General features: G+C 47.9%; 15 protein-coding genes. All 15 read right to left on the bottom strand.

Annotated features, from left to right (window positions below; all coding sequences use genetic code 11):
* Positions 1 to 843: 843 nt before the first annotated feature.
* The 15 genes from AC0YNV_RS35055 to AC0YNV_RS34985 all read right to left on the bottom strand — a co-directional run bounded on the left by AC0YNV_RS35055 (position 844) and on the right by AC0YNV_RS34985 (position 21,182).
* Complete coding sequence (locus AC0YNV_RS35055; protein ID WP_475772205.1) at positions 844 to 1,053, bottom strand: glycosyl hydrolase family 95 catalytic domain-containing protein; 210 nt, start codon at positions 1,051 to 1,053, stop codon at positions 844 to 846.
* Between the two features lie 391 nt (positions 1,054 to 1,444).
* Positions 1,445 to 2,779 carry an extracellular solute-binding protein gene (locus AC0YNV_RS35050; protein ID WP_475772174.1) on the bottom strand — a complete coding sequence of 445 codons (1,335 nt, stop codon included), beginning with the start codon at positions 2,777 to 2,779 and terminating at the stop codon, positions 1,445 to 1,447.
* 134 nt (positions 2,780 to 2,913) lie between these two features.
* Positions 2,914 to 3,900, bottom strand: a complete 987-nt coding sequence (locus tag AC0YNV_RS35045) for a carbohydrate ABC transporter permease (RefSeq protein WP_475772173.1) — start codon at positions 3,898 to 3,900, stop codon at positions 2,914 to 2,916.
* A gap of 6 nt (positions 3,901 to 3,906) precedes the next feature.
* The gene (locus tag AC0YNV_RS35040; RefSeq protein WP_475772172.1) at positions 3,907 to 4,773 is read right to left on the bottom strand and encodes a carbohydrate ABC transporter permease; all 867 of its coding nucleotides are present in this window, start codon (positions 4,771 to 4,773) and stop codon (positions 3,907 to 3,909) included.
* Positions 4,770 to 7,088, bottom strand: coding sequence for a DUF5696 domain-containing protein (locus AC0YNV_RS35035; RefSeq protein WP_475772171.1), 2,319 nt, complete (start codon positions 7,086 to 7,088; stop codon positions 4,770 to 4,772). The genes AC0YNV_RS35040 and AC0YNV_RS35035 overlap by 4 nt, the downstream gene beginning before the upstream one ends.
* Positions 7,089 to 7,099: 11 nt before the next feature.
* Positions 7,100 to 7,714 carry a YIP1 family protein gene (locus AC0YNV_RS35030; RefSeq protein ID WP_475772170.1) on the bottom strand — a complete coding sequence of 205 codons (615 nt, stop codon included), beginning with the start codon at positions 7,712 to 7,714 and terminating at the stop codon, positions 7,100 to 7,102.
* Positions 7,701 to 9,200, bottom strand: coding sequence for a hypothetical protein (locus tag AC0YNV_RS35025; RefSeq protein ID WP_475772169.1), 1,500 nt, complete (start codon positions 9,198 to 9,200; stop codon positions 7,701 to 7,703). Before AC0YNV_RS35025 ends, AC0YNV_RS35030 begins: the two co-directional genes overlap by 14 nt.
* Positions 9,201 to 9,208: 8 nt before the next feature.
* Complete coding sequence (locus tag AC0YNV_RS35020; RefSeq protein ID WP_475772168.1) at positions 9,209 to 10,081, bottom strand: carbohydrate ABC transporter permease; 873 nt, start codon at positions 10,079 to 10,081, stop codon at positions 9,209 to 9,211.
* A gap of 6 nt (positions 10,082 to 10,087) precedes the next feature.
* Positions 10,088 to 11,047, bottom strand: a complete 960-nt coding sequence (locus AC0YNV_RS35015) for a carbohydrate ABC transporter permease (RefSeq protein WP_475772167.1) — start codon at positions 11,045 to 11,047, stop codon at positions 10,088 to 10,090.
* Entirely contained in the window at positions 11,044 to 14,034 is a 2,991-nt protein-coding gene (locus tag AC0YNV_RS35010; RefSeq protein WP_475772166.1) for an extracellular solute-binding protein, read from the bottom strand. The genes AC0YNV_RS35015 and AC0YNV_RS35010 overlap by 4 nt, the downstream gene beginning before the upstream one ends.
* A gap of 505 nt (positions 14,035 to 14,539) precedes the next feature.
* Complete coding sequence (locus AC0YNV_RS35005; protein ID WP_475772165.1) at positions 14,540 to 15,400, bottom strand: helix-turn-helix domain-containing protein; 861 nt, start codon at positions 15,398 to 15,400, stop codon at positions 14,540 to 14,542.
* A 372-nt stretch (positions 15,401 to 15,772) separates the two neighbouring features.
* Complete coding sequence (locus tag AC0YNV_RS35000; protein ID WP_475772164.1) at positions 15,773 to 17,482, bottom strand: alpha-L-fucosidase; 1,710 nt, start codon at positions 17,480 to 17,482, stop codon at positions 15,773 to 15,775.
* Between the two features lie 69 nt (positions 17,483 to 17,551).
* The gene (locus AC0YNV_RS34995) at positions 17,552 to 19,201 is read right to left on the bottom strand and encodes an extracellular solute-binding protein (protein WP_475772163.1); all 1,650 of its coding nucleotides are present in this window, start codon (positions 19,199 to 19,201) and stop codon (positions 17,552 to 17,554) included.
* Positions 19,202 to 19,314: 113 nt separating this feature from the next.
* The gene (locus AC0YNV_RS34990) at positions 19,315 to 20,244 is read right to left on the bottom strand and encodes a carbohydrate ABC transporter permease (protein ID WP_475772162.1); all 930 of its coding nucleotides are present in this window, start codon (positions 20,242 to 20,244) and stop codon (positions 19,315 to 19,317) included.
* A gap of 14 nt (positions 20,245 to 20,258) precedes the next feature.
* Entirely contained in the window at positions 20,259 to 21,182 is a 924-nt protein-coding gene (locus AC0YNV_RS34985; protein ID WP_475772161.1) for an ABC transporter permease, read from the bottom strand.
* Between the last annotated feature and the right edge of the window lie 337 nt (positions 21,183 to 21,519).

Genomic DNA, 21,519 nt, shown 5'->3' with positions numbered 1-21,519 from the left:
AAAGCAGTCGAAAACCCCGATTTAGGACAATATGTAATGAGACTGTTTCGAAAGGTTTTAATGGAAAAATCTATACTTTAACACTTTAGAGTATAGATATGTACAAAACCCGTATTTTATACATATGTCTAAATTGGAAAATCCCCATGTCTCACAAGCGTTTAGATATTATTAATTTTACAAGTTTGTCTGCAGACTTTGCGCCTGCAAAGTCTGCTGGTCTTCTCAACAAGATTTTTATAAACTCTGATTTTCTTCCTTCAAAAAAGCACAATTAAAATGGCTTAATGAATCCACGCCATATCCGGTTTTGTAACATTAAATACCAATTAAGGTAAATTTAAATTTTGTTCAGTGTCAACAGGTAATTGACCATCATTTACAGTTTCCAATTCGCCACTACTTGAAGACCACGATTTGAGCTAATAATTTTTTCCCTTTCATAAAATACCTCCCCGTTTACTTAATAGCATCTCGGCATTCACCGAGACAGATGGGACAAACTGCTTTCCTCCTTGCATTCGTAGAGGGATTTTTTATTCCAACCATAACTCGAACTTAGATAAAATCCGGGGCTCCGCTTTCTCTCAACACATAAAAACGCTTACAAAAATCACACCATAGATCTCCTCCTAATTAGATGTTGTCCTGTTTTCATACTGAAATATTTCACGGAATTAAAATCATCCTTAAGTATCAAGCCACATGGAATAGCTTTATACAGACACACATGACTATTCCCTCAACTCGGGTAGCCATTATGCACGACCTCCGTTTGAGACAACGTTACGATATAACGCGCTTTCAGCAAAGAACCCGATACATCCATTCCCCGCTTGAACATCATGAACCTCTTTGCAAAGTCGACATTCCAAGCGCCGGGCAAGGCCGACAGGAGTTCCAAATATCCTTGATGCGATGCATCAGCATCTCGGCAATCCCCGCGGTGGCTGCGAAGTTTCCGTCGATTTGAGGAGGATGCGCGTCAAACAGATTGGCGTATAAGCCGCATCTGTCATGATTATTCGGTTCATCCCCCTTAACGAGAGTCAACAAGTTCGAGATTAACCGCTCTGCGCGATTGCCGTCCTTGAATTCTGGTTCTCGTCACCAATATGCGGTGATATCGGCCTTCGCCACCTTCCGATACCCTTATCTCCATGCATAGAGAGGCCCAATATATGAAAAAATTGCTCAGAATCGGCATCGTAGAACGCTTCCGGCGCCCAGGCTCAGCCAGCATCCGGAGGTGCAGCCTCAACCATTCTCAGCTTGGACCAATGAATTAGTTCCTGCGATTCCCATATCAGGATGGAGAGGCTGCCTTAGTTTACAGCACGATGGCAGTTTCCGTCGGCCACTACAAGCCCCCACAGTGGACTTTCACCGCCTGGTTAACCGCCATGCGTGGCGCACACAGAAGAAGTGCAACAAGCGGAAATGCTTACTGGATGCCGTATTCGGCTTTCAACTTATCTTTGTCAGCCTTAATAGCTCTTTCGATATCTTCGGCGATTTGTTGAATGGCTGCTTTCGGATCCTTGTTCTTCTCAATCGCGTCGTCGATGCCTTTATTCCAAATTTCATTTGCTTTGTCGTCAAGCGGAGTAGCTACTTCATTATTCATGGAGTTTTGTGCCGCTTCCGACATGATTTCATTTATTTTTTGGTCACCTGTCGTCACGTACGTGTAATCCTTGAATTCAGGGAACGACCACGCCGGTTTGTATGCCGTGCCACCGCCTGCTGATACGTAATTCTTGGTGCCTTCGTCCGTTGCTTGCATACTCTTGATGAATTCCCAAGCAAGCTCCTTATTCTTGCTCTGCGACAAAATAGCAAATGACATTCCGTTGCTAGCATACGCTTTGCCGAACGGCAGTTGTGTCATTTTCCATTTGCCGGCTGAATCGGGCGCCGTATCCTTGATTGTCCCGAGGATCCAGCTGCCTTCATAAATCATCGCCATCTTGCCGGCTGCTACCGCTTGTTTACCCGGATCGCTCCAGAACGCGCTCTGGTTGAGCGCAAGCCCTAATTGCTTCACCTGCTGGGCAAGCTTTAGACCTTCCACATATTTTTCGGTATTGCGCACGAAGTTCAGATTGCGATCAAACATTCTGTCGCCAACGGTATAGACATCCATAATCGTCCGATTGTTTTCCAGCAAGAAAATGCCCTTCGCCTTTAGCGCTTGCGCCATCTCCAAGAATTGTTCCGGATTGGAGATATACTCGGCGAGCTCCTTCGGATCGCTCGGGAAGCCGTTCTCTTCGAGAACGTCTGAGCGATAGATTGTCATTTTCGGTTCCACGCTGAGTGGCAAAGAAAGCATTTTATTTCCGTCCAACGATCTCCAGAAATTCCAGCTCGGATCCGTATAATAGTCTTTCAGATCTGTTGCGTTGTATATAGGATCCAACAGATTCTCTACGCCCGCAGACATGTTGGCCGGAGCCAACCAGCCGTTTTCAAACATAATGACATCTGGACCGCCTGTCCCTGCCGCAATCGCCGTCTTCAGGTTTTTCTGTATTTCGTCCCACGCAAGTTGCTCAACATTAACTTTGACTTTCGGATTCGCCTTCGTTATCGTTTCATAGAACGGCATTATTTTATCTTCTTTCCAGATTGTCCATAAGGTCAGTTCTCCAGACAGCTCCTTCGCAGGCTCCTGGTTCTCATTTGCAGTATCGTTTCCATTCGATCCGCTACATGCGGTCAAGACTGCTGTGAGTAACAGCATCAAAGCAAGCATGATTGACATTTTCTTTTTCATTCGATTGAACCTCTCCCTTTTTTAAAATTTGACATACCCGTAATTGCATCGTAAGACCAAAACTACATCTGTTTGTTGCCAGGACATTCCCCCCTTTCCAGCAGAAAAGCATTACTGCCAGACGATCGGACAGATTATTCGCCGCCAATTCCGGCACGCTCGACGCCTTCGACGAAATACTTCTGTGTAAACAAGTACAACAGCAACATCGGTAATATCGTCATCAGCGCCCCGGCCATAATCCTGTTCAGAAAGGTCGGAGCGAGACCGACCTTGCCGCTGGAGGCGCTCCCCAGCCCTTGTTGAATTTCCTGCTCGCCCTGGCCGTCAATAACTGCCATATACTGCGTAAGATTGAATTTATCGTTCAACGTCGTAAATAAATTTGATTGAAATAGGTCGTTCCAATGCCAGACGAGCGAGAAGAGAAACACGACGAGCATGGCGGATCGGGCGAGCGGCAGCATGATTGACCAGAAGGTTCGGAACGCGCTTGCGCCGTCAATTCTGGCAGCCTCCTCCATTTGCGAGGGGAGACCACGGAAAAACTGCATGAAGATGAGCACGAATAACGCTCCGCGAAGTCCATGGCCGAATAACGCCGGTACTATGAACGGCAATATTGTATTTATCCAATGTAAATCGCTGAACAACATAAAAATAGGAACAGTAATTGTCTGTGGTGGGACAAGAAATGTAAACAACACCATGCCGAGCAGCAATGTATACCCCGGAAAGCGGTGTCGGGCGAAGCCGTAACCAGCAATAGCACAACTCAAAATCTGAATCAGTGCTGGAATGAGCGATGTCTGTATACTATAAATGAAGCTTTTGCTATAGTGGAGCTCCTGAAAAGCATATTTGTAATTGACGAACGACAGCTCCTTTGGGATCCACTGAACGGATGCATCCGTCACATCAACTGACTGCATAAGCGATTTACTAAGCATATACAGCATCGGATAGACGAACACGAACGACAGACTCAACAGCATGACATAATGGAATGTGACGACGGCGCCACTTCTGAACCGCCGTTTGAGGGCGGATACGGTGCTATCTCGTCCCACGCATCGAATTCTGTGAATGGCGGCTTTGAATAATGAATGATCAGCTTGCATATCGCGTTACCCTCTCTCTCTGATGGAATCGCGGAAAATAAACAGCACCAGACCGATAATGATGAATATAACCACAAAATAAATCCACCCTAATGCGGCGCCGTATCCATATTCCAGTTTTCCAAACATGACCGTCTTGAGCAGGTAGTCCATTACGTCATTGTTCGCTTTCGTGAAGGAATTAACAATACAGAACAATATATTGACCAGAATCATCGGCTTAATCATCGGAAAAGTAATTTTCCAGAAGCTTTCCCATGAAGTAGCACCGTCCACCTTGGCCGCCTCGTACAGGCTGCTCGAGATTGATTGCAGTCCGGCAAGGAAGATGAGGATCGGTACGCCGGAATCCCACATTGACACTGTCAGCGACTCAAGCATAGTAAGCAACGGCATAAGAAGATCGGAAGGTATAACATTACTCAGCTTCACGGCAAGATCGTACTGCTTGAAAATCGGCAACGATGCGGCGCCTTGTTCACGAAGCTTCGACAGAACGGAACCGGATGCGATGATAACCGGAAGAAAGAAGATGCCCCGAATGATCATCCGGCCCCGAAAATTTTTGTTCAACAGCAGCGCAGAAAACATCGAGAATATAAGAATAATCGGCACAGTCAGAAGCATGTCTACGATATTAGAGATTAGCTTCGGCGTAAATTCAACATCAACGGTGAAAGCGTTGCGATAATTTTCCCAACCGACCCAAACCCCCTGAAGACCCGATTGCGAGACACTCAGCTTCTGAAACGAGTAGTACAGGGAGCGAAGGAGCGGCATCGCCATGAAGAGCAGAAAACCGACAACCCATAAGGAAATGAACGCATAGCCTTCTAAATAATGCCGGGTTCGCATCGACAGTCTTATTTTCATTCAACCGCCCCCTTTATGACCTCGAATCCGTACGCTTCGATCGTCTTACCATCAACTGTAACGTTTGAACGGTTATAGTTCACAATAATTCGCGTTCCGTCCGAATAGATCGTTTGATACACTTTGGGCATCAAGGACTGATGATCCTCAATCGTTTTGCCGACAAGCGGTGCAAGCACCTCCGCAATCTTCGCATACTCTTCGGCATCAGGCTTCTCACAAACGGTGTATTCGCTGCTAAGCAGCTCATCATAAGTCGTCCTCTTTAAATCCGTTGGGGGCTGATACGTCATTGTATAGCTAGGCAGAGCCCCGTATTCGAGCATGCGAAGCATATAAACGCGCGGATCATCCTGATAATTGTTTGAATCCTCGGCATAATACGGAATTAATCCGTGGAGCGCGATCTGGTAGAACGGCACAGTCTCATCTGTATAGACGAATCGGCTGGAGTCAAGCGGAACCTGATCGATCCGGTCGATATGGCCGAATGTGTACGCGAATCCGTAATCGACAGCTGCGTCTCCAGTTTGCTTGCGGACAAGGTCCAGCGAATTTCGCCAAACATCAATCGTCTGCGCTCGCTGAAAAGGCGAGGTATCCGTATGATCGGAGTAAACCAGATCGCCCATCCATTCGAGATGAACGCCGTCGACACCGAATTCCGTAAATTTGTTCGCTTCCTTAGCAATATACTGTTTGGATACACGGTCTGGCTTCATCAAGTAAAACTTGAAGTCGGACATTTGTTTCGTATCCCACCAGTTGCGGAACAAAGGCATCGGCTCGTTGTTCAGCCCCCGGATGGCGTCGCGGCTGGCCTCCAACCCATCGCTTCCCGCGAACGGCTTTACGTAATTTGTGTTCAAATAAAGCGAAATCTCCTTCTGCTCCAAATAGTCCGCTAGCTTCATTAATTCCTTATTTCCACCGAGCTCATCTTGTGCCGGGAAATGCTTGGGCTGATTGCCGTATTTCCCTCCATCGTTCCATGCATCGTAGGTAACCTCAATCCGACTTACCCCGAGACCGAGCAGACGATCTACAATAGTTCTCGCCTGCTCGAACGTCGTCATCGGAATGTATGTGCTTCCGATGATTTCATCCCGTACGACACCCCCGACCAAGTGCAGCTGAAATGGGGCCGTTTGATCCTGCACAGGCGTCAATCCTTGATCATTCATTAAATAACCGCGGTATTCATGTGCCATCCCGACATAATTCGCTTTATCGTCCTCTAGCAACAAATAGCGGATTGTGCGATCTCCCGGAATGAGCGTCCTTTCAATCATCGGAATTTCTCCTGATTTTCCGATGAAAATCACATCGTCTTTACGGTACATAAATTCAACGGATGTCCGGTATAACTGGACGTTGCGGATTCCGGACGGCGTCGCATTGATCTTGGCATCACTGTCTCCGTGCGTGATAATGCCAAGAAATGCGCTATTGTTCTCCACGTACAATCCGTAAATCGGGAGAGCGATTTTCTCTTTGGGAGGGTTGACGGTGATCTCTGCCTGCACCTTCCTTACCTTCTCATATACGTTTGTTTGAAACGCATTGTCGCCTCCGTATACGAACTGGCTGTACGAATCGAAATTGTCCGGTCGATTCTCCTTGAACTTCATGAGCGCTCCCGAACCGTCCGGCACCAAAATCGCCCCCCGTTGGCCAGGTGCGGTTGCGTTCATAAACGGCAACTCCTCAATACCAGTCAACCGTACGTCGCCGGTCTCCTGTACGGAGTCGAACGGGATGTTTAACTCGAATCCGGTATCGTTCAGGCGATATTCCATCGCAAACGATATACCTAGCGTCTTGAAAGCAAAATTGAACCGATACCCGGACTCGATCGGATTTCCGCTCACCTGAGCCTTCGCCTTGGACGGGTATGTTGTGGAGATGCTTTTGCCTTCCGTATATTTGATTTGTACGGGCGCTTGAATATAGCTCAAGTTGTTGGGCAGGACCTTATTATCAACGGGCGGAGCGCTGTGCCATTCCTTTCCGCTTGCTTTGTTCCGGATGCGGATCTGTCCGTCATCTTCGGATACGTACAATTGGAATTTTCCGTTCTCCGCAGCCAGCTTCGTCGTCTTTATCTGCGTAAGCTCCGAATTGACTGCCACCGCTTCTGTCGGACTCACGGTCGATGCTTGCACGGTTGCTTCGGTTGCTTGCGTAGACTTCGACGCTTTTTCGGCGCTTGCATAAGGACCGTCCTCCCAGGTCAAGAAGTAACAGAGTAATCCGGTCAGCATCGCGACGCTTAGCACGGCAAGGAGCAGATGTTGTTTGCTTATTTGATTCATTTTATCTCCTCCTATACCCTGTAGCTGATCTCTTTGAGAATGTCCAATACAAACTGAATGGATTGGCTGATCAGACCGAATATGAGCATACTGATAAACCAGATGATCAGCATCCCGAAGATTGACAAAAGCGTAATCCATATCGTCTTGCCAAGTTCGAAATCGTGGATGATTTTCACATGCGTCAGAAGCAAAAAGATCATCCACAATGTCACAAAGGTCGTTATTCCGTTAAGGAGCGAAGCTTCGTTCTGGGTCATGATATTGCTTAGAAGTGAAATCGGTATGGTTAGCAAAATGTACGGAAGGTATATATATGCACTACTAATAAACACATCCTTGAACTTTCCTTCGCCGTCAATGATCGTTGCAACCGCCCAATTGGCTACTGACCAGGTCAGCCACGGAATTACGATCCAGGCGGCTTCAAGCGGTACGGATACCTGATAGGCTTCACTCGTACGGAAGGCGTAGCCGGAAAACATTAGGCTAATGATTCGAGTCACGACGGCAAGAGCTATAAGCAGAAGTGCATTCCGTACCTTCGCTCTGCCGCCAAATTGAATGTCGTAGTAGAATTCCACTGGATGAAAGAGGGATCGCTTCATCAATTTATACCCTTCCACTGATTCCCTCCCCCTTCCGTGGTTGTTTACGTGCGCTGCTCCATCTTGCGAACCATCGGCGCTTGATCGCTCTGTGCAGCAACATCAGCGCAATGGTAAAACCACTGATTAAAGTAGCGATACCGCCGAAATGTTCTCGAATGAACACCTTCCGATACTCAAAGAGCGCGTTGGAATATCCTCCACGGTCTCCTCCCAGTTTGAAATACCGCATGGCGTCATCGTATTTGTGCTGTCGAAAGAGCGATTTGCCAATCGCCAGATAAGCCAAATCGTAATTGCTGTTCCGCTCCAGCACTTGTTTCCATGGACCGTAAGCCTCATTATACTTTCCATCTGCATAAAGTTGTGAAGCTTTGTGCACCAGATCGGCAAATGGCGTAGGGTAAAACCTCTCGATCCGGTTCCGCGTTTTATCGGTGACATAGATCGTGCCGTCAGACGTTTCGGCGACTCCGGCAGCCGTCTTGAACAAGCCGTCCTGATTTCCGATACCGCCGAATACAAAGATCAGGTTGCCGAGCTTATCGTACTGATACAGTTCGCCGTTCGTTTGATCAAGCGCAGTGATAAATCCCGTTTTGTCGACTGTAACGTCTACAAACGCATCCCGCAACGGCTCGAGATCATCCTTAGCCATAATCAAATCTCCATATCGGGTTTGCCCGTTCGCATTAAGCGTATCGACGCCGACAGCGCTTAGCCGTTTGACCTGATTTTGCCGAATACCGAGGGTTGTCGTATAAATGAAGCCTTCGCTATCCTGGAACATATTAGAGAATTCCGGAGGTCTGACTAACGCCATTTGGTCGCGCTGCTCCTTGGTTGCAATAAGCTTAACGATATTACGTGTCCAATCATATAGTACATGATTGGCCCCAAAGAAGCCGGCGAACTTTCCGTCAGGTCGAATCTGCATAAGCCCCAAGCTGTTACCGTCGCTCGATACAAACAGGTAGCCCCGTTTGTCGACAACTAGCTTGGATGGGGAATAGACAAAATCTTTCCCGAGTAGCGGACTATTCGGAACCCCATATTCCTTCTTGAACGCTCCGCTTTTGTCAAAAACGACAATTCTCCGGTTTTGCGTATCAGCAACGTAGACGTCTCCCCCCTGCGTTACGAATACGCCTCTTGGTCCGTTAAGCTTGCCCGATCCGTCGGAGGTCCCATAGATGCCGATAACCTGCTGCATCACGTCGAAATGAATAATCCGGTTGTTGCCCGTATCCGTAACGTAAATCGTGTCGTCAGCAGCGACAAACAGATCCTCCGGACTATTGAACGGACCGCTCACCATGTCATAACCGTCAATCGAGTCCAATGGTAAATAACCGTTGATCGATGGCTTATTGGATTTATTCGTATTGTAGATATAGCCCCAGTAGGGGTTTTCCGCATAAGCAGCTGTAGGAGCCGTCGTTAGCAAAATCGCCAGCCCGACGAGAAGCAGTGCAGCCTGCTTCCATTTTTGCATGTTTGACATAACGCCCCTCACTCCTTAATTCCGGAATGCGCCATCGTTTCCAGCACCATTCTTTGTGTGATGATGAACACGATAAATGTTGGAAGGATCATAAGCAAGCTTGCCGCCGCCACCGTCCCGGCTCTCGCCACAACACCGGCACCACCGTTCAAGGTCTGCAGCGCAAGCGGCAGCGTCTTCATGCTTTCGGTCGTCGTATAGATCGTCGGCGACCCAACATCGTTCCAAGCTCCGACGAAGCTGAACAGCGAGAGCGTCGCCCATGCGGGCTTCAGCAACGGCATGATAATCCGCCAGAATATGATCCATTCGCTCGCTCCGTCAATCCGCGTCGCTTCGATCAGCGCATCTGGAATTTGGTCCAGAAACTGCTTCATGAGAAACAGAGACACGGCAGAGGCCAATGACGGCACGATGAGCGCAAAGTAGGTATTCATCATTCCAAGCTTGGTTACAGCCAGAAATTGCGGAATTTGCGTTACTTGAGGCGCAAACATCAGCGCAAAGATGACCACACTGAATATAGCCTTTTTGAACGGCATATCGTGCTTGCTTAGCGGATACGCCGCAAGTGCCGAAATGACAATGCCGCCAACGACGACGCTTGCCGATACCACAATGCTGTTAAAAATATACCGACTGAATGGAACGATTGAGGTCCCTGTCGCAAACAGCAGGTCCCTGAAATTCTTGAGCGTCGGATTCATAACTAAAAATCTCGGCGGGAACAAAAACAGCTCGGAGGTCGGCTTCATCGCCGATGATACCATATACATAAGCGGCAACAACATTAGCAGTCCGAACACAGTCAGAAACACATATAACAAGTTTCCGCTGAGGTCGATTCGCTTTCCTTTAACAATTCTTGAAGTACGTGCCATCGAAGTTCACCCCCTATCGCCCAGCCATTTGAATACAACTCTGTTTAATACGGTCATCAACAGAAAAAGAAAGACGGCAATTGCAGAGGCATAGCCCATTTCGAATCGAATGAACGCATAGTCTTGCAAGTGCGACATGATCATATGTCCGGCATACAGTATGCTTGGCATACCAAGCAGTGATGTGCTGAGATCGCTTACTTGCAGGGAGCCTACAACTTGCATGACAGCCCCGAACAATAGCTGCGGTTTAACCGACGGCACCGTAATATACCACAGTTCCTGCCAGCGATAACGAACGCCGTCAATTGCTCCGGCTTCGTACAAATCCCGAGAGACATTTTGCAAGCCTGCAAGGAAAGCCAGGAATCCAATTCCCATGCTTGACCATAAAGAAACGATCATCAGAACGGGCATCATCGTTTTGATGTTGGAAAGCCACAACCACGGCTCGTCTAGAATGCCGAGCTTTATTCCCCAGTAGTTGATCAACCCGTAACTGTCACCTGAGAATAAGTACATCCAAATGACAGAGATCGCGACTCCGCTCGTAATCGCTGGAGTATAGAAGCACAGGGTATAAAAAAATCTGTACTTGACCGGAATTTGGCTAATCAACCACGCGAGCAAGAACGCCAGAACATAACCGATCGGCCCGGTAACAATAGCAAATTTTAGTGTATTGGCGATTGCCTTTAGAAACACTTCGTCATCGACAAGCAGCAGCTTGTAATTCGACCAGCCGATCCAGCGTGGCGGTTCCACAATGTTGTAATACATGAAGCTTTGTACGAACGAGGTAGCAACCGGAATAACCGTAAAGGTTGTAAACAGGATCAGAAAGGGGGCCAGAAAAAGAAACGATATTTTATGCTTCTTTATGTCCAGCCACAGTTGCCCGACTCGGCTACGTTTCGCCGGTCTGTGCTTGATTTCTGCCGGTGCAGCCGCCACAGTTTGATTCATTGTTTCGCCCTCCCTTCGACTGGTCCCGCTTCGGTAGATTCGGAAGCTACTGGCAATCCGAACTCTTCCCTTTTTTTGCGTATTTCCTTGTCAATCGCGATGACAGCATCTTCAATCGATTCCCGCTGGTTTTTCCCGTTTAGCACGATCTCGTTCCAAACGTTCGCGATCTGTCTCGTCGTATAATAGCCGCCCAACACAATCTGTTTTTCCCTGAACCAATTCCATTGTTCCATAATCGAATCAATATCCTCAGATGACCAAGGCAGCCGTTTCAATGCTTCTACATTGGCTGTGTTCCAACGGGCCTCAACGCCAAGCAACGATTCCAACTCGGCACCGAATTGCTCCTGCACATCAGCGCTGGTCCACCATTTGAGGAACTCCCAGGCTTCCTGCTTCTTCTCCGAATTCTTGAATATCATCGCGGTTTGCGCAAGACCGCCCGTCGAACGATCGATTACCCCGTTCCCCTTGTCAATGCCCGGTATCGGCTTCATCCCCCACCAGCCAGTCAATTCCGGAGCTGCAGTAGATAAGAGCACGTAGGTGGAATAATCGGCCACTCCAATCGGCATTTCCCCTGTGCGGAAACGGTTATAGAAATTGGCTTCCTTGTTGATTTTGTAATTGGTGTACAGTCCTGTCCACATCTTGACCGACTGCATCGCTTCCGGCGATTCAAGCGTTGAGTATGATCCATCCTTATTATAGAAGTCGCCGCCATACTGGAATAAGAATGTCGAAAAATCATTGATTGCACTGTCGCCAGCGCCATGAGGATAGTAGAAATCCATCCCCTTCTGCTGCAAGAGCGGAATGAGATCAAGCACCTCGCTCCATGTCTCTGGAATTTTCGTTACGCCGAGCTCCTGCATAATGTCCTTGCGGTAGAACAGCATATTGAAATTCTGGTTCTCCGGTAACGCATAATCGCCTCCGTTAAACTTATATGGGATGAGAGCGCCCGGACGGAACCGTTTCGCCACCTCCGCGTAATCGGTGAACTCATTCAAATTAACCAAAGCACCCCGCACAGCGAAATCAATCGGAATTTGCGCATCGACGCCGAGAGCCACATCCGGCTGCAATCCGGTTGCCGAGGAAAGCAAGAGCTTGTTTTTGTCCCCCGCAGGGAGAATGTTGATATTAACCTTAACGCCCGTTTTTGGCGTAAAATCTTCATCCGCGAGCTGCTTGATAATTTCTGCCCAATCTCGACCTCGGGATACCCAGACATCAATCGTTTTCTCGCTGCCCTTGTCGAAGACGTTGCCAACGCCCCGGTAATCCTTTCGGAATGACAGGAAAAAATCATAAATTGATACTTTGGTCCTGGCAACGAAGCTCGAAGTGACCTTCGGCCATTCTTGATCCGTTGATTGGATAACAAAATAATCAAGCTGCAGCGCCTGCTGACTCAGGCCGTTAATCCACGTCCCCAGCGAGGACTGCGTATCAGACAACTGCTTTAGTCGCGAAGGTATGGTATCTGGCTTTTTCGCCATGTTCAGCAGCTGGTCGCGCGCGATGCCGAGAGGACTGATCTGTGAGCTTCCCTTGTGTACTCCCAGTTTATACAACACTTGAATGGCATTATCCAAGTCTCGGGCCATCATATGCAAACGCGGGATCAGGTTCGGGATATTGCGATTCAACTCCCAATCACGGTTCGGGTCCGGATTCGTTCCGGTATATAAAATGATTTCGCGGCTTAAGAGCGACATACGCCGAGAAACGCTTTGCACCAATTCGAACGTCTCTCCCAACGTGCCGATCTGAACCTCCATCCGAAGCGTATGTTTTCCCTTCTCAAGATAAAACTCATATTCGCGTTCACCATCTCCGAGCTTCTTCAGCTGCCATTTATCGCCGCTCTCGAAAGTAACCGCATTCATTTCTTTGAAAGGTAGCCGCCCGTCAAGCTTTATCGTCCGCTGAACCGGCATTCCGTCGATAAACCAACTGCCGTTTTTTATTCCAATATTATATAAACCCGACTCCGGAACCTCAAAATTCCACTCGGCCCATTGACCTCCGCTGCGCCAGCTTGCTCCGCCAAAACTGTTCAAGCCGACGCCCCGCTTATTGAACGGCTCCGTTGCCGGATCTCTGTTTTCCAGCCTCCGTAGCGTCGGACTGGACTTCAGTGTCGTCTCCTCTGTTTGAATCTTGATGAGCTGCTTTGTCACCGGCTTGTAGCCTTTTGTCTTGTACTCGGCTTCGAGCTCCTGATAGGTTGAAACCTGTTCAGGCGAAAACACGCGAAGCGTTCCGATCGCTGACGGCTCCCGGATGACGCCGATCCGGATCATATGCTCGCCTTGCGTCAAATGGTATCGAAGCGGCTCGAGTACCTTGGCCTCAGAATCCCTAAAGACGGAGGTTTGCCAGCCTTGCACCTCCTCCTGCTTCGGGTTGTATTGATTGCCCTGATTATCGACGATAACAGGTCCGGCCTCTTTCCACATTCTCATGAATTCCAGCTTTTTCGATTGCATAAACGGATATTTCCCGTCCACTTGTACGTTGCGAAGTAAAGAGCTACGCTTGCCTTCCAACGCATAATAATCAAGGCTTATTTGGTAAAAGCCATCCTGCGGGATGTCCACCTTATACTCGACCCAAGCGTTCTCTTCGTTCAGCAGGAGCGACTCTTCCTCTCTCCCGCCGACTCCGGATTTTTTGCTTACGCCAGCAGCGCTGGCAGCATTGTATCGAACAGCCGGAATCTCCAGGTCAACTCCCTGTGTATCCTTGACGCCCTCTTTTTGTTTCGTTGCATAGTAGCTTAAATAGGTCGGCTCAAGATTGGCAAACACATCTTCATCCGATAGTATGGATTTCATGTCCACTCCAGCGTAATCGGGAATCCCTGCCATCGCCTTGTCGTCAAATCCCTTCCCGCTTTGCCACCACAAAAAGAAACATACAGCAAGCAACACGGATACGATCGTTATGGTATACCTGCGAACAACTCGAAACAATCCGGTTCCAACCTCCCTGTCAGTCAGGCTTCTATGAATTACCAAGCCTTAACTATCACTTCGATACTCGGTTACGATAAATAAAAATTGCGCCAGAGTAATGGAGCTTTCAAGACTTGTTTTTAAGCGCTATCATGGATGGCTGATAACAATCCCTTCCTCCTATTTTTCAATACTCTTTTTTTAAAATGATTACAGTTTATTGTAGCTGAATTACAATAAGCATAAAGCACAGTTTAACTTAAAACCTTAATTATCAGGTCATGTAATAGCACAATTTAGACGCGCGTCCAGTCGTGGATTCGTGGAAGGGAGAAACGGCATAACTATTGTCTTTGATATTCAAGTCATTGAATTGCATAATATAGATAATTTAATAATTTGGGGTTTAGGGAGGAAGAGTATCACCAAATTTGGATGGTTTAACAAGGATAGGACAATAGGAAGCTCGTGAAATGAGCGCTTTGTTTCCGCAGGAAACAGGCGCTCATTTGCGCATGGGAGATTACCGATTCAAACGATATGCCCTGGGGGGAATCCCGTAAAACTTGGTAAACGAACGGGTGAAATAATTGCTGTCGGCAAACCCGCACTGGGAAGCGATTTCGGTAATGGTAAGTTTGGTATGTCTCAGTAACGTACACGCACGTTCCAAGCGGAGATACTGTAGATAGGAGATTGGACTCGTTTGATAATAGGATTGGAAAATCCGATTCAAGTGCCTAACAGAGATACCGGATTCTTTCGCGACCTCCTCCAAAGTAAGTGGCTCGAGATAATGGTCTTCAATATAAGAGATCGCTTTCGCTAAATTCATCAGTTTGCTGTCACTGCCATACTCCTGACCATCATACTGCCTGGACAAGTAGACAACGAGCTCCATAAACCGGGCAAGAAGCATCGTTTGATACCCCTGAAGCTTGCCGTTAAATTCATCAATCATGTAAGAGAGAAGCGTAGAGACATATTCCATGCTGGGAATCGGCAAACTGAGCTTGCTTTGATAGGAATGAATATTGCGGTAAAACGGTTCCAAAACAAACAGCGCCTGAAAACCATTGGATGTTCTTAAATCCGGGCTAACTGATCGAAGCATTTCGGGCGGATACATAATATTGCAAATATTAAAATCGTGAGGATCTTTGAAACCATGGAAGGTGGATCCGTTGATAACAAATACGTCGCCTTTCTTGATAAAGGAGCTTTCGTTATTGACGATATGCGTAGCGTTTCCGTTCAACACAATAACGAATTCGGAGAAGTCGATATGCTTATGAAGTTCAAGGTCCGTATCGTGCCTGCCATAATGAATAAAGAAAGGGAATTGCTTGTCCTTCGTAAACCATTCCAAAAAGACGACGCTCATAAGCAGATACTCCTTTTTTCTTTACAAGTCTCAAATTATGAGTAGCACCAAAGCATGCAGGTAACCGCTGATACCAGCACGCATTATGTCCGGAATTCAGGTGGGTCGTGCCTCGTTCCATTCTCAAGGCCCTATTCCCATAATTTCGGTTTCATACCTTTACTTCGAAACAGGGCGTTTGTCCGCTACTTCAACTTGACCTTGGCCAAACCGTTCAAGTGGACGTACGCAGGCAAGGTTTTGCAAAGTTAATTGTTTGTTGATTTACGCATTACAGTACTAGAGGGTACACGCTTCGGGGCACGCAACGTCAAGCAAAAACCGCTCCAATGAGCGGTTTTACGCTTCAACTTACCATATTCCCAGCGGCATTCAGTCGACGGGTACAAGCTTAATAGTCTGGAAGGTCAATCCGCTCAGGTTTCTTCCATTGATCATCCTCGCTCTCAGCTCGGCACTGTAACGCTCCGCATTATCGAGCGTAATACGGCCGACCTGAAGTTCAATGGGCTGACCGTAATGAATGATGTCTATTTCGTCTATCCGGCACACTATATTTTGACCGTTTATGATAATTTCCACTTCATGCCCGTAGTCCCATTGCTGGTCATTGTGTCCAGTGCTTGCCATAAGCCGGACGCTGTATTCGCCCGGTTGGGTTACGAAGAAATCCCAGCTTAACCAGTCCTCTTTAAACAGCCAATCCTGCATCGCTCCCGAACGTGAGAGTTTAAGCCTGCTATCCTCGGCTTCGCGGTGGATGGAGGCCTGAATTGCCGTCAGTTGAATCAAGCCGGATTCTTCCTGCAGGTTGAGGTTATCCACATCGGGTTCGCCGTCAATCTCGAGCACCAGAACCGTGCAGAAAGGGTCCGGAGTACTGTTAGGCAGCTCGATCTCCAGCCGCTCCAATCCCAATTTATCGTCCCGAGTCCGCTTGTAAGATAGATGAACCTCGGGCTCGGAAAGAAGATAGCATCCCGTTATCTGGTTATTCAAACCGTGGAGAGAGATCATCTTTTGCCAGTCATAGACATGAAGGTAGAGGCGGCTTCCCTTGAGCGTAATCCGGCCCCAACGGGGTGGCTTTTCGAAGGGAGATCCTTTCGTTCCGTAGATAGCCTCGCCGTTGACTCTCATCCATTTGCCTACGGCCTGCAGCCGCTCCCTTGCTTCACTCGGAATTTCTCCTTCGCCTGTAGGCCCGACGTTGAGCAAATAATTGCCTCCCAGACTTACAATGTCCACAAGCTGATGTACGAGTTCCTCAGGTGATCGATAAATGTTCCCGGGCTGGTCATAGTAACCCCATGCCGTACAGATGGTCATGGGCGTTTCCCAATCGGCTCCTGCGCTGACACCAGGGATCTCGCAATCCGCCAGGCTCAGATAATCATAGTCCACTTCCTCGTCATCGGATACGCGGCTGTTGACAAGGCAATCCGGTTGAAGCTCCCGGATCAGGTCGACCAACTGCTGAGCTTGGTCCGGCCGGATCAGGGATGGTGTGTCAAACCAAATAATCCCGACCGGTCCGTACTGGGTAAGCAACTCCTTAAGCTGCGGTTTGTTAAACTCGTCCATGTAGGTTTGAAGGTTCTTGCGCCTCTCATCGCGATAGTCCCAAAAGTTTCCGTAGTTTCCCAATAGACTGGGCCCTTTCGTCTCCAAACTCTGGGCATGGGGATGACGCCATTCGCGCACGTGGGAATAATAGAAACCCAGTTTGATATCATGGCGTTGACAGGCTTGTGCCAGATCGACCATAACGTCGCGTCCATACGGAGTGCTGTCTACGATATTGTAGGCGTCCACCTCCGTTCTGAACATGGAAAATCCGTCGTGATGTTTGGCGGTAATTACGATATATTTCATGCCCGCTTCCTTGGCTAGCCTTACCCAATCATCCGCGTCAAACTTGACAGGGTCGAAATCTTGTGCCAGCTTTTCGTATTCCTTGACAGGGATCCGTTCGTTGAACATCACCCATTCGCCCCGGGCCAGCAGGCTGTATAGTCCCCAGTGAATAAACATGCCAAAGCGGCTCTCTACCCACCAAGCCTTCTTTGCTTCTGATGTCATGGCAGTACCTCCTGATTCCGTAAGCCATGAGTCCCCCTCTTGTTGAGGACTCCGGCTTAATCCCTTTTTTTATTTCAGTTTGTCATAACCATTTTGCAGTATAGTCAAATAATCGTCTATCTTCAACTTGCTGTAAGCCGAAATATAGCCATCCCATTTCGATTCGATATCCTGATTTCCGGTTATAAATGACACCGTTTTTTCTTCGATATATTTTTTGATATCGGTCTGAAGTTGGGCAAGGCGATCTTGTTCTTCCGGCAGTAGCGGCAAGGCCGGCGGAAGTACTTCTTTCGGAACGTACGGTTCATAGCTGTCTTTCGTATCCCGATAGAGCCTATACTCGTATCCCTCGGGCGCAAGGATATCGTCCACTGCGACGAACGAGGCTCGAATATCGTTCGTCAAGCCGGCTCCCGTCCCCAGCCACGTCACGTTTTGAACTTTGGCTTCGGAAATGACTTTCGGATCCAGCAGGTATTTTGCAGGCCGGCCTTCGAAATCCTTCGCACCATCGGGAGGTTTGTTCCAGAAGTCGCCTTCCTTTCCGTAGGCGGTTCGTATTGTGCCTTCTTCAGTAATCAAGTAATCGTACATCTTGATCGCTGCGATTGCTTGCTCTTCTGTGGCTTTCTTCGTGATCGAGAATCCCCCTCCGTTGAATCCGGAAGGATAGTAGCCCGCAACCCGGTTCCCGTTCGGACCCTCAAGCGGAGGGAGGGCGACCCAGTCTTTGTAGTGTGGCGAATCAAGAGTAACGCCCATCGCCACATGACCTGCTGCATAAGCGCCTACCCGATCGGCCGAGTTGATCAGTTGTATCATGCTGTCGTTGTTTTGCGTAAATGCCGCCGAGTCGACCAACTTTTCCTTGTAGAGCTTATTCATATACTCAAGTCCTTGCTTGTATTCCGGTTTGTCTCCGACAAAGAGCACCTTTCGGTCCTTGACTTCAACATAGTCGGTACGGTTGTTCAGAATGAACGAATCCATGAGGAAGCCGTATACTTCACCGTTCCATGTACCAACGGCACCGGTAAGCGGAATCTCGTCGTCTTTTCCGTTTCCATTGGGATCCTTCGTCTTGAACGCCTGGAGTACCTCGTAAAACTCTTCGGTCGTCTTAGGAATCTGAAAACCGAGCTTATCTAGCCAGGCTTTGTTAATCCACATTTTCTGTGAGAACGAGCAGTGAAAACACTCTCCAAGCGAGCTCAGTGCATAAATGTTGCCGTCAGGCGCTGTAATACCGTTTTTGTACAGCTCATTTGCTTCTATCGCTTTTTTTACATTCGGAGCATATTTGTCGATCAGATCATTCAGAGGAATCAGTTCACCCGTCTGACCATATTTGTATTGCTCAGCCGGGGAAAATCCGACAAACATCACCTCAGGATAATCGCCTGTAGACATAAGCAGGTTTTTCTTCTGATCGACATCTTCGCTGCTGGCTACGGTCATCCAGTCAATTTTTATATTTTGTCGCTGTTCAAGATATTTTGTAAATTCATTTGTCTCGATGCTTTCAACCAGCTTATCGGGTACAGCAAGCATTTTGAATGTTACCGGTTTAGAAGAGGCGCTATCGGCATTGCCTTCATTTGCATCATTCCCCGCTTGATTCGCCGCTTCATCATTGGATTTGCTGCATGCAGAAATCACGACCATGAGCGCCGCCAATACGGCCAGTACGACCACCCTCAATATTCTCCTTTTCAAACTCTGACTCCTCCTTTGATTGAATGCCTTGTATCTTCACGTCATGTGCGTCTTCTTTCTTGGCCCATCCGACCAGCCTCACCTCCTCTCCGGTTTTGAAAATGGCCTTCTGTTCAGCCTTTAAGCGAGCCGATCATGATGCCCTTAATAAAAAACCGCTGCACAAACGGATAGAGGATCATAACCGGGGCGCTGGCAACGACAATAAGTGAATACTTGAGCAACGTCGATAAGCCTTGTGATTGAATCATCTGCTGAGCGTCTCTCATCATTTGGGGATCGAACTGATTCATGACAAGAATGCTGCGGAGTACGAGCTGAAGCGGGAATAGTTCCGAATCGTTCAGATAGATTAACGCGTCGAAATAACTATTCCACATGCCGACCGCATACATTAAGCCCATCACGGCGATGATCGGCTTGGACAGAGGAATTACCATCTGCCAGAAGAATCGAAAGTCGCTGCTTCCGTCGACCTCGGCAGCCTCAGATAATTCATCCGGAATGGTCGTTTGGAAGAATGTGCGCGCAACGATAACCTGCCAAGCCGATATGGCCCCAGGGATAATCATGGCCCATCGGGTATCAAGCATACCCAGGTACTTTACCGTCAAATACATGGGGATGAGCCCCCCGCCGATAATCATGGTAAGTGATAAATAGAACATGATCGGACCACGTCCCACCAGATCCTTGCGCGATAACGGATAAGCAATTAGAAGGGATAAAATTAAATTCACAGTGGTTCCGACTACTGCATAATAAAGAGAATTACCAAACCCCAACAACAGTTTTGGATTTTGAAGGATTGCCTGGTAAGCAACAAAAGTAGGCTGGACGGGCAGTAGCCAAACCTTCCCCGATAATACCGCTGCCGGATCGCTGAAGGATGCACTTACGATATAAAGCAGCGGGTAACATACAACGATAGCCACCAGAGACAAGACAATATAGACGGCAGCGACAAACACACGGTCCGAAAACGGCTCGCGTATGGACCCTTTCTCCTTCTGCGCTTTCTGCAATGTCAGCCGTTGAAGCATTCCATCACTCCCAATCAGAACAGACTGTTGTCCGAAATTTTACGTGCCACATAATTGACCGACAGAATCAGGATCAAATTGACCAATGAATTGAAAAGGCCCACAGCCGTGGAATAGCTATAGCTGGCGGAGACTAATCCGACCTTGTAAATATAAGTCGGTATAACCTCCGATACGCTGACATTCATCGGATTTTGCATCAGAAATATTTTCTCGAAACCGATGCTCATGATGCTCCCCGCGCTGAGAATCAGAAGGATCGTAATCGTCGGAACCAGCCATGGGATATCGATATGTCTAATTTTCTGAAGACGGGATGCACCATCAATGCGCGCGGCTTCGTAGGATTCGAGATTAACGCCGGCAAGAACGGCAATATAGATAATTGCGCTATAGCCTGCCGTCTGCCAAATATCCGAGAGAATATACAGAGGTCTAAAAAATTGGCTTTCGCCCATAAAATTGATTGGCTCCATGCCCATCTTCACAAGAACGGGGTTGATGAATCCGGTATGCGGCGAGAGCAGGGACATCAGCATTGAGACCACCACAACGGTCGATATGAAGTAAGGAGCGTATGTCACCAACTGAACGAATTTCTTGAAACCTTGACTTCTTACCTCGTTCAGCATGATCGCCAACAGGATCGGAATGGGAAACGAACAGATAAGCGTCAAAAAACTTATCTCTATTGTGTTGCGAATGGTGGACAATGCCTCCGGCGAATCAAAAAACTGCTTGAAATATTTGAAGCCGACCCATTCACTTCCCAGCAATCCTTGACTGAAAGAAAAATTTTGAAACGCAATTACATTGCCGAACATTGGAACATATTTGAATACTGTAATATGAAGCAACGGTATAACCAGGAAAAGATACAGCTGCCATCGTCTTCTAAAACTTTTTCTAAACCTCCTCAAGGTCTTCGGTGTCGTCATGCATGCAACTCCCTCCCATATCAGTGCGTGCTGCCTAACTGAATCCACCTTACCGGGTCAACACAAATAAGGGCAATAAACATCTTTCTGTTGAATGTGCCGTATTCTACGATGGGCATTTAAACAGCATCTAGCGCCTGATTGCCTTACCTGATCGTTTTCCCAGCAGCAAACTGTTTTCTACGCTAGAGTAAAGGGCTAAAGTAATCTTTAAGTCCAGCCATCTGAGCTAGCATCTTTACGTCTCGAAGCGAACTCATCCGCCGATTCCGTTGGTGTTTCTAGGCGTACCACCGGGTCAGCTTCTAGAGGTTTTCGCTGGCTGTAGGGCATATAA

The sequence above is a fragment of the Paenibacillus sp. JT31N11 genome, assembly GCF_056269285.1.
The sequence above is the reverse complement of the archived record's forward strand: the minus strand, read 5'-3'. Positions and strand labels throughout refer to the sequence as shown.